Source organism: Anaerovirgula multivorans (assembly GCF_900188145.1).
GTDB classification, from domain to species: domain Bacteria; phylum Bacillota; class Clostridia; order Peptostreptococcales; family Natronincolaceae; genus Anaerovirgula; species Anaerovirgula multivorans.
Genome location: NZ_FZOJ01000014.1, coordinates 1 through 13,421 on the forward strand (window position 1 = coordinate 1; position 13,421 = coordinate 13,421).

At 34.3% G+C, this 13,421-nt stretch carries 12 protein-coding genes; 1 reads left to right on the forward strand and 11 read right to left on the reverse strand.

Translation table 11 applies throughout. From position 1 onward, the window contains the following. Positions 1 to 29: 29 nt before the first annotated feature. Together CHB72_RS26630 and CHB72_RS14240 are read right to left on the reverse strand one after the other, a co-directional pair. Positions 30 to 179, reverse strand: a complete 150-nt coding sequence (locus CHB72_RS26630) for a hypothetical protein (protein ID WP_176431385.1) — start codon at positions 177 to 179, stop codon at positions 30 to 32. Positions 180 to 630: 451 nt separating this feature from the next. After that, entirely contained in the window at positions 631 to 1,665 is a 1,035-nt protein-coding gene (locus tag CHB72_RS14240; RefSeq protein ID WP_176431386.1) for a GGDEF domain-containing protein, read from the reverse strand. 352 nt (positions 1,666 to 2,017) lie between these two features. On the opposite strand from CHB72_RS14240, the gene CHB72_RS14245 reads away from it, so the two are divergent. After that, complete coding sequence (locus CHB72_RS14245) at positions 2,018 to 3,388, forward strand: hypothetical protein (RefSeq protein WP_089283558.1); 1,371 nt, start codon at positions 2,018 to 2,020, stop codon at positions 3,386 to 3,388. Positions 3,389 to 3,569: 181 nt separating this feature from the next. Here CHB72_RS14245 and CHB72_RS14250 read toward each other — a convergent pair whose 3' ends face one another. The 9 genes from CHB72_RS14250 to CHB72_RS14290 all read right to left on the reverse strand — a co-directional run bounded on the left by CHB72_RS14250 (position 3,570) and on the right by CHB72_RS14290 (position 13,151). Continuing rightward, complete coding sequence (locus tag CHB72_RS14250; RefSeq protein WP_089283559.1) at positions 3,570 to 4,967, reverse strand: oxaloacetate decarboxylase subunit alpha; 1,398 nt, start codon at positions 4,965 to 4,967, stop codon at positions 3,570 to 3,572. Between the two features lie 220 nt (positions 4,968 to 5,187). After that, entirely contained in the window at positions 5,188 to 6,519 is a 1,332-nt protein-coding gene (gene citS, locus CHB72_RS14255) for a citrate/sodium symporter CitS (RefSeq protein ID WP_089283560.1), read from the reverse strand. 244 nt (positions 6,520 to 6,763) lie between these two features. Beyond that, positions 6,764 to 7,534 carry a Na-translocating system protein MpsC family protein gene (locus tag CHB72_RS14260; protein ID WP_089283561.1) on the reverse strand — a complete coding sequence of 257 codons (771 nt, stop codon included), beginning with the start codon at positions 7,532 to 7,534 and terminating at the stop codon, positions 6,764 to 6,766. A gap of 43 nt (positions 7,535 to 7,577) precedes the next feature. Continuing rightward, positions 7,578 to 8,105, reverse strand: coding sequence for a citrate lyase holo-[acyl-carrier protein] synthase (citX, locus tag CHB72_RS14265; protein ID WP_089283562.1), 528 nt, complete (start codon positions 8,103 to 8,105; stop codon positions 7,578 to 7,580). Between the two features lie 17 nt (positions 8,106 to 8,122). After that, positions 8,123 to 9,664 (reverse strand): citrate lyase subunit alpha, encoded by a 1,542-nt coding sequence (citF, locus tag CHB72_RS14270; RefSeq protein WP_089283563.1) that lies wholly within the window; start codon positions 9,662 to 9,664, stop codon positions 8,123 to 8,125. After that, the gene (gene citE, locus CHB72_RS14275; RefSeq protein ID WP_089283564.1) at positions 9,654 to 10,559 is read right to left on the reverse strand and encodes a citrate (pro-3S)-lyase subunit beta; all 906 of its coding nucleotides are present in this window, start codon (positions 10,557 to 10,559) and stop codon (positions 9,654 to 9,656) included. Before citE ends, citF begins: the two co-directional genes overlap by 11 nt. Continuing rightward, entirely contained in the window at positions 10,559 to 10,855 is a 297-nt protein-coding gene (gene citD, locus CHB72_RS14280; protein WP_089283565.1) for a citrate lyase acyl carrier protein, read from the reverse strand. The genes citE and citD overlap by 1 nt, the downstream gene beginning before the upstream one ends. Positions 10,856 to 10,871: 16 nt before the next feature. Continuing rightward, on the reverse strand, positions 10,872 to 11,921 hold the full coding sequence (citC, locus tag CHB72_RS14285) for a [citrate (pro-3S)-lyase] ligase (protein ID WP_089283566.1): 1,050 nt from the start codon (positions 11,919 to 11,921) through the stop codon (positions 10,872 to 10,874). A 51-nt stretch (positions 11,922 to 11,972) separates the two neighbouring features. Further along, complete coding sequence (locus CHB72_RS14290) at positions 11,973 to 13,151, reverse strand: NAD(P)-dependent malic enzyme (RefSeq protein ID WP_089283567.1); 1,179 nt, start codon at positions 13,149 to 13,151, stop codon at positions 11,973 to 11,975. Between the last annotated feature and the right edge of the window lie 270 nt (positions 13,152 to 13,421).

The following is a 13,421-nucleotide window of genomic DNA, read 5'->3' on the forward strand; positions in this document are numbered from 1 at the left end:
ATATTAGGATTCATTCAACATTAGGATATTTAAGTCCTAAACAATATAAAGAACATAACCTTAAAAAAACTGTCTAATTCAATGTTGACAATCCAAGCATTTAATGCCTGTGGCCGATTAAGTTTAATCCAACCTACTTTATTACTTACATCATATACAACATTAGATTCTTTTGTCATATTACACCTCTTTTGATCATTTTATTGCTTTTATCCTTACCATAAATCATAAAATATATATATCGACAAATTCTATTATATATAATTATCAAGCTATGTCCATAGAATATAGATAACCAATTTTAAACTTTAATTTTGATATACACGGTCTACGGTTTCGCCCAAAACCATGGGCTGCAAATGTAGCCCTTAGTATATCAAAATCAAGTTCTGTAGTTGGTTACCCATATAGATAATCAATTTTTAACCTTAATAAAAATACACGTTTCTGCGGTTTCACCCATGGATCACTCCAGCAATTCACTTCAATGGATTATAAGAAAAAAACATTAACAAAGTTAATATTTTTTTCTTACATTTCGATAATCTTATATCTAGAAGTCCTACTGTCTATGTTTGTAGGATTTCTTGCATTACAGCTGATTTTAGTAGCTTGCCTTTTTCTTAACTCCTAAAGTTCAATTTCCAGTTTATTTCTTCCATTATTCTTCGCTTTATATAAAGCTACATCCGCTCTTTTGAAGATGTCATCTATTGTATCACCAGCGATAAATTGCGTTATGCCTAAACTAATTGTAATTTGGGAGATTTTTTCAAAGCTGTGTTTTTCTACAACCTTTCTTATCTTCTCTGCTAATACAACTCCAGAACTTATACTTGTTTCTGGTGCTATAATAGCAAATTCCTCTCCACCAATTCTAGCAAGAATGTCGCTTTTTCTAATACTGCTTTCACAAACTTTGCATAACTCCTTAAGAACAAGATCTCCTACGTCGTGTCCATAGGAATCGTTTACCTTTTTAAAATGGTCTATATCAAAAATAATAAACGTTAAATGTCTTTGGTACCTTTGGGATTTTTCTATTTCTTTTTTAAATGATTGATAAAAGAATTGTCTATTATATACCTCTGTTAAAGGGTCAAAGTTAATTTTATTCTCAAGTTGATCTCGAACATATCTTTTAATAAGCATTGTAATAGTAATCATAAGTAAAAGATTAATTATAAGCAGAGGAAATAACGTTCTAAAATTTCTTATCCTATTCTCTGTTGTCCATTGCATTGACGAAACAGCATTGTCAGTATAAATCCATAGTTCTTCACTAATTTCTAATAGGATAGATCTATTACTTTCTGTAGGGCCACTTCTGTACTCATTGATAGCTTCTATTAATTCAGCCCATAAATCTGCTATCTTGCCAATGGAATTGATCATGTCATTGTTACTATTTTCACTACTATCCTTGTCATCTGAAAAATAAAAAATTCCAGCATCGATTTTATTGATTAGTTCGTCATTAACTATATCACTCAGTTCCAACTTTACAAGCCTTTGAATAGATCCTCTAATTATACCTAAGTCATTAATTGTTCTAGCATCATTTTCAATTGTCTTTACAATATAAACGATTGAAAGACTAGTACTTCCCAATACTATTATTAAAATAATTGAAATGATAAGAAGTACAGAAGATTTATTATTCATATGACACCTCCGGTTATACATACCTATTATCAATATATACCCAATTATCAACTATTATCAATTAAAAATCACACTATTTTCATAGTGTGCTAGGACTATCTTTCTTTGGTTTGCAAATGAAAGTTTTACGTTTATATCATAAAAAAACATGTTGCGAGATAAAATGAAACTTAATTCAGAGGACAATCTATGATTTTATATTAGTCGCTTAATTTGTTCATCTATAAGTGGAAGCTTTGGCAATACATCGAAGGATAAATATTAAAGAGGTAATTTGTAATTGGAACCTTTATAAACTAATCGAATATTATATTCTATATGCTTAATTTTTAAATACTAAGGGGGAAAAAAAATGGTCCAATTATCTGCTTTACATTATATCTATGTTTTGATGGTTTTAATCGTTATTATCACAATGGCCTTTAGAAAGGATACTGTGCTACCCTGTATCCTTGGTTTATTTGTCATTGGTTTTACTTATTCAGGTAATCTTTTAATAGGTGTTCAAGTAGTTTTTAACGCCTTAATTGCTGCAGGAATTGAATTTTGGGGTATTATCCTCGTTATTTCACTGGTAGTTGCCATGTCCCATTCACTTCGCGACATCGGGGCAGATCAATTAATTATGGCCCCAATAAAGAAGCTTATGATCAACCCCCATATTGCTTTTTTTAGTTTAGGATTTATAATGATGATTTTCTCATGGTTTATATGGCCTTCTCCTGCAGTTGCCTTAGTAGGAGCAATCATGTTGCCAGCCGCCATTCAAGCAGGCCTTCCTCCTATTTGGGCTGCTGTAGCTATGAATATCTTTGGTCATGGTGTTGCTCTTTCCAGCGATTACTTTATACAAGGTGCTCCAGGAATTACTGCTAAGGCAGCTGCAATTAATAATCCTTTGGCTCTGATACAAGCAAGCATACCTCTTTGGCTAACTATGTCCATTGTAACAGTAGGCTGTTCCTATTTTATGATGCGTAAAGAGATGAAAAACTTTAAGGAAGTTACAGAAATATTAAATCCAGAAAAAAAAGAAGACTCAAAGCCTTCCTTAGGTGTCTATCTAGTAGCTGTTATCACTCCATTAGTCTTTTTGATAGATATCATTGTTATGTATAAATATAAACTAAGAGGAGGAGACGCCACCGCTCTTGTAGGTGGGACTGCTATTCTAATTATGACCTTTTCTTCCATCGTACAGCATAACTTAATTAACGCTTTTGAAAAAATAACCGACTATGTTCGAGAAGGATTTATGTTTGGAATCAAGATTTTTGCTCCAGTTATAGTTATCGGCGGCTTTTTTTTCCTAGGAAGTGGAGAAATTGCTAAACAAATATTAGGTGAAAATGCTACAGGACTTCTCTCGGACTTAGGTATGTATTTAGCAAATAAAGTTACATTATCTAAATTTCCTGTAGTGATGATTCAAATGGTTATCGGTGGAATAACTGGATTAGACGGCTCTGGTTTTTCAGGTCTACCTTTAGTTGGTTCTTTAGCCCAAACTTTTTCCTCCGCCATTACAATCAGTAAAGAAGCGCTTGCATCATTAGGCCAGCTTACAGCAATTTGGGTTGGCGGCGGAACAATTATTCCATGGGGAATCATCCCAGTAGCAGCTATTTGTAATGTAAGCCCGTTAGAACTTGCTCGCAAAAATATCATTCCTGTCCTTATAGGATTCGCAGCTACTTTTATTGTAGCCATGTTTATTCTGTAATTCAGTAGCTATATTTTTAAAGGTGTGGAGAACTCTCCACACCTTTCCACAAGGATGCATGTACTTTGCTATCTTCTAATTGCGCAATCATACTAGGAGATACACCTATCTCTTTTGTAAGGTATACATGTCAAATCTCTATGGGTTATTTAGTCCTTATTCACTAATATAATAGAAAATTCTATACTGGATGTGTTTTTTGTTCTAAATCAACACATCCACTATCAATTTTATACTTTTGAGCCCTTCGATATTTAAAATATTCTATTGCGACTTGTGGAAATAAAGCGTAGGACAATACATCTTCCTCTTGCTCTAAAAATTCCTTCATTTCCTTCTGGAAGCCATTCAATTGAGAGGCAATGCTATCAGCAGGTCTTCCTGTAATCACTTCTTCACTACCAATAATTTTTCTTTGAATTTCTTCAGAAATAGCTACTGCTGGTCTTCCATACTCACCTTTAACATATGCCTTGATCTCCTTAGGTACCATCTTATAACGTTCTCCAAGAACCACATTAAATACCGCTTGAGTACCAACCATTTGACTAAGAGGAGTAACTAATGGTGGATAGCCTAGTTCTTCTCTAACACGAGGAATTTCCTTTAATACTTCCTCATACTTATGGGATGCATTTTGCATGTTTAATTGAGACACAAGATTTGATAACATCCCTCCCGGCACCTGATATACTAAAGTATTGATGTCTACTCCTAAAAGCTTAGGATCTAGTTGACCACTTTTAATATAATTTTCTCGAATCGGCATAAAGTGTTCAGCAATCTCATTCAAAGTCTCTAAGCTGTATCCAGTATCATACTTTGTTCCTTGAAGAGAAGCCACAAGGGGCTCTGTTGGAGGCTGAGATGTTCCTAATGCCATTGGTGAAATTGCACAATCTACTACATCAACGCCAGCTTCTATAGCTTTTATATAGGTCATTGAAGCCACTCCACTGGTATAGTGGGTATGCAGCTGAATAGGTGCTTTTATAGATTTTTTAAGACTAGTAATCAACTCAAATGCATTATATGGGGTTAAAATTCCTGCCATGTCCTTTACACAAATAGAATCTGCCCCCATTTTCTCCATTTCTTTTGCTAACTTAAGATAATAATCTATATTATGTACAGGACTGATGGTATAGGAAATAGCAACTTGTGCATGTCCTCCTGCCTTTTTCGTTGCCTTAAGTGCTGTTTCAAGATTTCTTACATCATTTAAAGCATCAAATATACGGATGATATCAATACCATTAGCTATTGACTTATATATAAATTCAGTTACTACATCATCAGCATAATGTTTATAGCCTAAAAGGTTTTGACCTCTTAAAAGCATTTGTAGCTTGGTATTCTTTACATGTTTTCTAATGGTTCTTAATCTTTCCCAAGGATCTTCATTCAAAAACCGAAGACAGCTATCAAAGGTAGCTCCACCCCATACTTCTAACGAATGATAACCCACTTGGTCAAGTGCTTCTAATATTGGTACCATCTCTTCTATCTTCATACGAGTAGCAATCAAGGATTGATGTGCGTCCCGCAATACTGTTTCTGTAATTTTTACTCCAGCCATATCTTTTTCCTCCTTCATTTTTTCATAATAGTAAAATTTTTAATATAGGTTATATCAATTCTATGCTTATTCTCTTAAATTGATATGAGCAATGAAATATAAACATAGCAGGTGGCAATCTAGTCTACCTGCTATGTTTGTAAAATCATACCTTTTTATTTAGTAATAATTATCATAATAGTTGAAAATAGTTATTCTACTGATTATTTGATTTAGTTACCTAATAGAACAACCCAAATACAATACTTGCAATTACTAGCATAATTCCTCCACCAAGTCTTGAAGAAATTTGAGCCCAGGAGATTAAATCCATTCTCTTCGCTGCTCCTAAAACAGCTAAGTCTCCAGAACCACCTCTGTTGGCCATACATAGCCCAGCTGTAATAGCTGATTCAATTGGGAAGAAGCCTACTACATATCCGAATAAAGCCGTCCCAATAGTAGCTCCCACTACGATAAATGCTGCAACTATAACATTTTGCACAGTAAGTGCCGCAATAATTTCTCCAAGATCTGTATAGGCTACCCCTACACCAATCATAATTACCCATAAGAATCTACCTGAGAAGAAACTTTGTAATTTTTTAGCTCCCTGCTTTAATTCTTCAGGAATAAGGTTTAATGCATTAAATAAAGATACAAATAATACCATATAGGCAAACGTGTGGATTTGAACACCAAAAATACTTGGTAAAATCTTCTTACTTACTAACGTTGCTAAGATAAAAAAGCCTGTAGATAATAGTAATCCAGCTCCAAGTTCATGATTTGTTACTTTAACATCTACTTTTGCATCTTGTGCATCAATATTTTTAGATCGTACTAATTCACCATTACCAGTTAATTCAGTTCGCTTTTCTCCTAACTTATTTAGCAATGCAGCTACTATAATTGCTACAATGTTAGCAATAGTTAAAATTGGAAAAGCAAAGGATAAAAAGTTACTTGGATCATTTCCAGTTGTCGAAGCATAGATTTCACTCATTGGTAATGCTCCAGCTCCGGTTCCTCCCCCCATAATAGGAAGTACGTACATTGTTATTACCTCTCTTGGAGAAATTCCAGTTATAAGTCCACCTATAGTTCCAAGAATCATAGCTCCAAGTACGCCAAAAATAATTGTTGGAATATATCCTGCAAGAGCTCTTACTAAAAGCTTACGATTGACAGATAAGATACTACCAGTGATTAAAACAGAAATAAATAAGTTCAGAAAATTTGTTGATTCAATAAAACCAGAAATTGTGTCAATTGTTTTTTCTGGCATGATACCAGCATACACTAAATATGCGGAACCTAAGAAAGCAAGAATCGCTCCACCACCAACATACTCATTCCAAATTGGAATTCTGTCACCAATCTCACCAAAGATAACGCCTAATACCAAAGTGATCCCTAGTGCTCCTACAATGTTTCCTGGAAGAACATCAGTTAATGAGGCTGCAATAACAGCTACTGCAAAGAAAGCAAACAGCGGCAACGGTATCCCATATACCTTTAAACTATTCATTCCTATTGCATTTTTACTTTGAATTTTTTCTTGATTAACCATAAATTTACCTCCTTTATTAAAATAAAAATAAAAAAGGTCAACACAGAAATAAATATTTCTGTGTTGACCTTTTTAAGCTAAATCAATAGACTTTCTCAAATAAATTCAACATACACTAATTATTATATTCAATTCATTACTTTGAAGATATTTTAACTATTTTAAAAAGCCTTTCAATGAAAACCTTTTCAAACTTAGTTACATTAATAATATATACTATTTAATAAGATTTGTAAAGTGTTTTTTAAACAAATGTAAATTTAAGTCGATTTATGTCTTTTAATGTCTCTACTTCAATTGTGATTAATCTTGATTCCCACTTTAAAGTTTCTCTCAAGAAGTTAGCTAACGCCTTCTCAGAATCCTTATAAAAGATTTCTCTATTGTATTTTACTATAGATATATTTTTTTCATTTTCTAATAATGTTTTTTCCATTTTAGTAAAGGCATCAGTGATTTCTACTTCTAGTCCATCTCCATGGATAAAAACTTTAACATTTTGTGGACCTTTGCCTGTTTTTTCTTTTATAAATTTTGCAAAGGTGTTTTTTATATTTTCTTCTAATCTATTTTTTTCTTCAATAGATAGTGCTGTATTTCTTACTCTTAGTAGAGTACCCTTATTTCTTAATATTTTGATAGCAGTTTTCTCCATCACATTTACTAATTCCCGTACATCTATAGGTTTCAAAACATAATTATCAATCCCTAAGTCCACAGCTTTTAGAATGATTTCCTTATCAGAAAAGGCAGTGGCAATGATAATGGGAACATCACTGATTTTTCTAATCTCCTTTGCCATAGCCATACCATCCATATCAGGCATCTTAAGATCAGTTAATATTAGATCAGGCAGATGTTCTTTAAATAGTTCTAAGCCTTCCATTCCATTTTCTGCAACAATCAGTTTACCAACCCTTTTTTTTAGAAAGAAACTCATTTGTTGGATGACTTCTAACTCATCTTCTACATAAAGCACCTTTAGATTTTTTAATAGACTATTATCAATACTCATTTTATCCTCCTTAGGCTAGTTGTATAGATTATTGAAATCAGTATTACTTTTTCGATTCATAATCTTTGATGGTATTGTATACAGCCTTTAGTAATTCTTCTAGGGAATGACTTTTATTGCGACTGCATATTGCTGGTTTCTCATGGCATAAAAGACATTTACGTCCCTGCAAACCTAATAACTGTCTGCTAATTTGGCTTCCGTTTTCATTAAATACATCAAAGTCAAATAATCTTCCTAAATCATCCTTCTCTTCAATAGATACTGTTAGTCTTTTAATAGAGGTAGCATCCCAATCAATACAGAAAAATTGTTCAGGTCCTGCAGCACTTTCATTAGTCTCACTATATATAAGTGGAATGCTTCTTTTTCTTAACTCTTCTTCCAAAATACTCGCTCCAATATGATGGATTTTCTTCAATATTGGGCTGTTTTTTTCTGGTCCTGGGATGTTCAAAGTAAAGGAAGCCAGGGGAATATTATAGGTCTCTAGTAATTTTTTTTGTAGATGAGCCCTTTTTTCTCTTCCCTCTAGGATTTCTTGTAGCTTTGATATCTTTGTATTATTCATTGGATACCACCTCTTCTTTACTTAACCTCTTTAATCACATCAATAATCGTTCCATCTCTATATTCAACCAATGCCACGATTTTTTCTCCATACTGGATTGCTTTTGGTTTACCTGCAATTTTTTCAGCTTTTTCCTTTAATTCTTCAATCGTAAATATAGGTAAATTTGTCTTTGAAAGCTTTTCAATCAAATCTGTTCTTAACGGGTTAACTGCAATCCCTCTATCTGTTACCACCACGTCAATTGTTTCTCCTGGAGTAATCACTGTGTTTACATTTTCTACTATCGTTGGTATTCTACCTCTAATCAGTGGTGCAACGATAATGGATAGTTTTGAACCTGCAGCAGTGTCGCAATGACCACCAGAGGCTCCTCTTAACACCCCGTCTGAACCAGTGATAACATTCACATTAAATTCAGTATCTACCTCTAATGCACTTAAAATAACAATATCTAAAACATTTACTGCACAACCTTTATTATGAGGATTCGCATAGAACCCTGCATCTATTTCAACATGATTCGGATTGGTTCCTATTGATTTAGCTGCAGTTAAATCGAAGCATTGGGTATCGTATAATTTGTTGATTAGACCCTCCTCTAACATTTCTACAAACTGCCCTGTAATACCTCCTAACGCAAAGCTTGCTTTAATATCTTTTTCTATCATTGTCTGTTTAATAGATCTAGCTACTGCAAGGGATGCGCCACCTGTACCACATTGCATAGAAAACCCATCTGCTAAATAACCAGACTCTTTAATGACTGTTGCAGCATATTTAGCAATTAGCAGTTCTCTAGGATTTTTTGTATATCTTGTAGCACCAGAAACAATCCCTTTAGGATCTCCTATGGCATCCATCTTAACTACAAAGTCTACATCAGTTTGTGCGATGCTTGCGGGAACATTAGGATAAGGAACTAAGTTATCGGTAATCAAAACAACTTTATCAGCATATTGTGCATCTACTTTAGCATATCCTAATGAACCACAAAAGGATTTTCCAGAATGTCCATTGGCATTACCATACTCATCACAGGCAGGTACACCTAAAAAAGCTACATCAATTTTAACATCCCCTGCTTCGATGGCTCTAGCTCTACCTCCATGAGAACGAATTTTTACTGGATATTCTAAAATTCCTTTTGAAATAGCATCCGCTAAAGAACCCCTTAATCCACTGGTTTCAATTTTAGTGATAACGCCATTCTTAATATGCTCAATAATTGGAGCATGTACACTGTTAAGAGAGCTTGGAGCCAAAGTAATGTTTTTTATACCTAATTTAGCGATGGTATCTACCACCATGTTAATAATATAGTCTCCTTCTCTAAAGTGATGATGAAAAGAAATCGTCATGCCATCCTTTAATCCAGTTTCAATAATGGCTTGTTCAATATCTTCTAAGATTTTGCTCTGTTTAGGAGTTATTGTAGAAATTTTCCGACCAAACCTACGTTTTGCAGGTTCAACACTAAAAGGACCCTCATAAGACTTTAGTTCTCCAATTCCTTCTATATAGTCTGGTATTTCTCTTCCTATTTTATTAATAGCCAATTTCTTTCCCTCCTTCAATTGCGTATACGCCTGCAGCAGCGGCTAGTGTTAATACTCTTTGAGCCCTCTCAATAATAGGTTTATCTATCATTTTACCATCAAGAGAAACAACACCTGATCCTTTTTTTAGGGCCTCTTCACTTGCTGTAATAACACGTATAGATTTTTCTATCTCTTTATCAGTAGGCGTATATATATCGTGTACAACATCTATCTGTCTAGGATTAATAACGGATTTCCCATCAAATCCCAGCTGTTTAATAAGCTTCACTTCATTAGCAAAACCGTCTTCATCATTAACATCTGAAAATACCGTATCAAGAGCGTAGATTCCAGCTGCTCTTGCAGCAAATAGTAATTGACTTCTAGCGGCTAGTAACTCCACACCATCTAAAGAGCGGGTAGTTTTCATATCAGTAACAAAGTCCTCTGCCCCAATTGCTATCCCAACTAATCTTGAGCTGGCAGCAGCAATCTCTCGAGCATTAAGAATACCTAATGCACTTTCTACAGCTGCCATCATTTTAATCGTTCCCACTTCTATCCCTATTTTTCCTTCGATTTCTGCAATAACCTTCTCTACTTCAATTACATCCTGAGGAGTCTCAGTTTTAGGCAAACGAATAATATCTGGTTTTGCCCTAACAATGGCTTCTAAGTCTTGTAATCCAAAAGGTGTGTCAAGTCCATTGATTCTAACTGCTATTTCTGCTCCCTCATAATCAATACGCTTCAAAGCATTATAAACTAAAAATCTTGCAGCATCTTTTTCGTTAATAGATACCGAATCTTCTAAATCAAACATAACTGTATCAGCCCCAAAAATATGGGCATCCTTCACCATACTTGGATTGTTTCCTGGAACATACATCATAGTTCTTCTTAATTTCAACATTATTTTTCCTCCTCCCAATTGAAGGTTTCTACCCCTGCAGCTCTTAGCACTGCTGTTTGCAATCTTGCTATAATCACACAATCTAAAGCACCTTTGTCATGAATCTTAACAATTGCCTTTTTCACTTTTAGCTGTTCAAGAGTTTCTAATACAACACATTTAATCTGTTCCCCATATTGTTTTTCCACAAGACTATTTAATTCTAAAGTGATTCCTTCATTACGACTTGGTTCAACAACAATTGAAACATCGCTGGATTCCAATGTTCCTGCCATTGCAATGGTTTTAACATTCATAATTTACCTCCTATATTTAACTTATTAAAGCTAACGCTTTCTCCATTTTTTCTATTATTCTTTGCCCTTCTTCAGAAATAAGGAATTGATAAGTGTTTATTGGTACCAATTGCTTTACATTAATTAACTTACCCTCTCTTAACAATTTTCTTACTCTTGATGCACTTATAACTTCCCTATCACCTTTCCTTCTAGGGACTTCAATCACTTCAACACCATGGTTTGGTAACAACGTTTTCATAGTGCTATTATATTTTGAAGTCAATTGACAGAAGGGCTCTTCTCCAACATATCTCCGATTAATACCTAGAGCTGGGACAAAATATTTAGCAAAAATTTGAATATCCAATAGTGCGTGGGTTTTTACTGTATCATCATATTTTTTCATGAAATAGGATGGAAAGGTGGCACTGGAGATTAAATAGTTTTTAGTTTGGTGCACTATAACATTTTCCAAGTGTTTCGTACCTTCTTTAACTAATTTCAAACGAACTTCAGTAGGAAAGTCTGATTTATCCTCTGACACAACAAAGATATGCAAAAAATCACTTTCTTTAGCAGCCTTTTCAATTAAATACTGATGTCCCAATGTAAATGGGTTACAGTTAACTACGATTGCTGAGATTATTGAACCATCTCTTCTTGCGGATGAAATTTCTTCAATAAAACCATCAATACCTCTAGGTTGATTTTCTAATAATACAACCTCTTGTGAAACTTCTGCGATTTTATAGAAGCCTAAATCTGAAAAAATGCTTAAGTTCTTTGGCTTTGTATAAACAAACAAATGTTGTCTTCCTCTTCTATGGGCTTCGTTCAACAGATTGGAAATCACCTTATTTGTAATTCCCATTCCTTGATAGTTTTCATCTACTGCCACACATTTTATGACCTTTCCATCTAACGAACCAGTTGCTACAACTTTATCTTCATTTAACAGAGCAAAGGTGTATTCAATACTTTCCTCCGCTCTTAACCCTTGCTTCATAAGAAATTCATTTATTAATTTCCTGTGAACAGTGCCATGGTTTTCAATAATACATTCCTTTAGATTTAAGAATTCCACTGCATTCACTCCTCACTTAGACTTTGTTGTACCTAATTTACAGCAATAAAGCTAAATAGCTCTAGCTAAACCGATCTCCCTTGCTATACTCATGACAGCTCCTGCCACAGCATCACTGACCCTTTTATCAAATACATTGGGCACAATATAGTTTTCATTTAATTCTTCCTTGCTGATTAATTCAGCAATAGCTTTTGCAGCAGCTATTTTCATTTCATCACAAATATCTTTAGCTCTCACCTTAAGAGCTCCTTTAAAAATTCCTGGGAAAACCAATACATTGTTTATTTGATTTGGAAAATCAGATCTTCCAGTTGCTGTTATTCTTGCCCCTGCAGCTTTTGCCTCCCGAGGTAATATTTCTGGCTGAGGATTAGCTAAAGCAAAAACAATACTATCTTTATTCATGGTTGAAACCATTTCTCGATCCAAAACATTTCCAGTAGAAACCCCAATAAAGACATCTTTACCCTTTATTAAATCTCTAAGTTCCCCTTTTTCAAGGCTCCTATTCGTAGTTTTAGCAATCTTTTGCTGCGGTTCATTTATGGAAAGATCTCCTTCTACAATGGCTCCCTTTAAATCACAAAGCACAATGTTTTTTGCGCCTGCAACTGTTAGAAGTTTAGCTACAGCTATCCCAGATGCCCCCGCTCCATTGATAAGGATCTCAGCTTCTTCTATTTTCTTATCTGTAATTTTTAAAGCATTATATAATCCTGCCAAAACAGCAATTGCCGTTCCATGTTGATCATCATGATAAACCGGAATATCTAGTTCTTCTTTAAGTTGATCTTCTATATAAAAACATTCAGGTGCTTTAATATCCTCTAAATGAATACCTCCGAAACCAGGCGCAATGGTCTTAATAGTTCTAATAATTTCGTCAGGATCTGTGGTATTTAAACATATTGGCATAGCATCAACATTCCCAAAAGTCTTCAGTAATAATGCTTTTCCCTCTATTACTGGCAAGCCTGCCTCAGGTCCAATATTACCCAATCCTAGTACTGCGGTCCCATTGGTCAAAATAGCAATCGTTTTACCTTTCATTGTGTATTGATAGGCATTGTTCTTATCTCTAGCAATCTCCATACATGGTCCTGCTACCCCTGGCGTATATGCAATAGCCAGGTCATTTCCGTTATTTAATGGCAGCGTCCCAATCACCTCAATCTTTCCTTGTCTTTCTCTATGCAGTCTTAAAGCTTCCTCGTTTAAATTGCTCATTTGTTTATCAAACCATTCCTTCGAAGGGTTTAATTACACCTCCTGTTGTCTTTATAATTATTAGAGCTAATTTTACACCTAGTTATCCCTTCTTCCTTAGTGAGCAAGCTATAAAAGCAATCTCATTCGTGCTAGTTTTTTCTCTAAGGGCTATAGGTTTAATAAATTTCTTCAAACTCATCATATCAAAAATATGTCAATTCGTCAAAACATTTGTTGCTATTTTTAACACGCGTTAGATGCATTTCCATGCTAATTTGGCTTATTCTC

Excerpts from the sequence above, each read along its gene's own strand:
- citD (WP_089283565.1), bottom strand. The coding sequence starts at position 10,855 with ATGAATGTTAAAACCATTGCAATGGCAGGAACATTGGAATCCAGCGAT.
- CHB72_RS14290 (WP_089283567.1), bottom strand. The coding sequence starts at position 13,151 with ATGAGCAATTTAAACGAGGAAGCTTTAAGACTGCATAGAGAAAGACAA.
- CHB72_RS26630 (WP_176431385.1), bottom strand. The coding sequence starts at position 179 with ATGACAAAAGAATCTAATGTTGTATATGATGTAAGTAATAAAGTAGGT.
- citX (WP_089283562.1), bottom strand. The coding sequence starts at position 8,105 with ATGAATAATACAAAGATATCAAAGCTACAAGAAATCCTAGAGGGAAGA.
- CHB72_RS14260 (WP_089283561.1), bottom strand. The coding sequence starts at position 7,534 with ATGAGTATTGATAATAGTCTATTAAAAAATCTAAAGGTGCTTTATGTA.
- CHB72_RS14240 (WP_176431386.1), bottom strand. The coding sequence starts at position 1,665 with ATGAATAATAAATCTTCTGTACTTCTTATCATTTCAATTATTTTAATA.
- citS (WP_089283560.1), bottom strand. The coding sequence starts at position 6,519 with ATGGTTAATCAAGAAAAAATTCAAAGTAAAAATGCAATAGGAATGAAT.
- CHB72_RS14250 (WP_089283559.1), bottom strand. The coding sequence starts at position 4,967 with ATGGCTGGAGTAAAAATTACAGAAACAGTATTGCGGGACGCACATCAA.
- CHB72_RS14245 (WP_089283558.1), top strand. The coding sequence starts at position 2,018 with ATGGTCCAATTATCTGCTTTACATTATATCTATGTTTTGATGGTTTTA.
- citE (WP_089283564.1), bottom strand. The coding sequence starts at position 10,559 with ATGTTGAAATTAAGAAGAACTATGATGTATGTTCCAGGAAACAATCCA.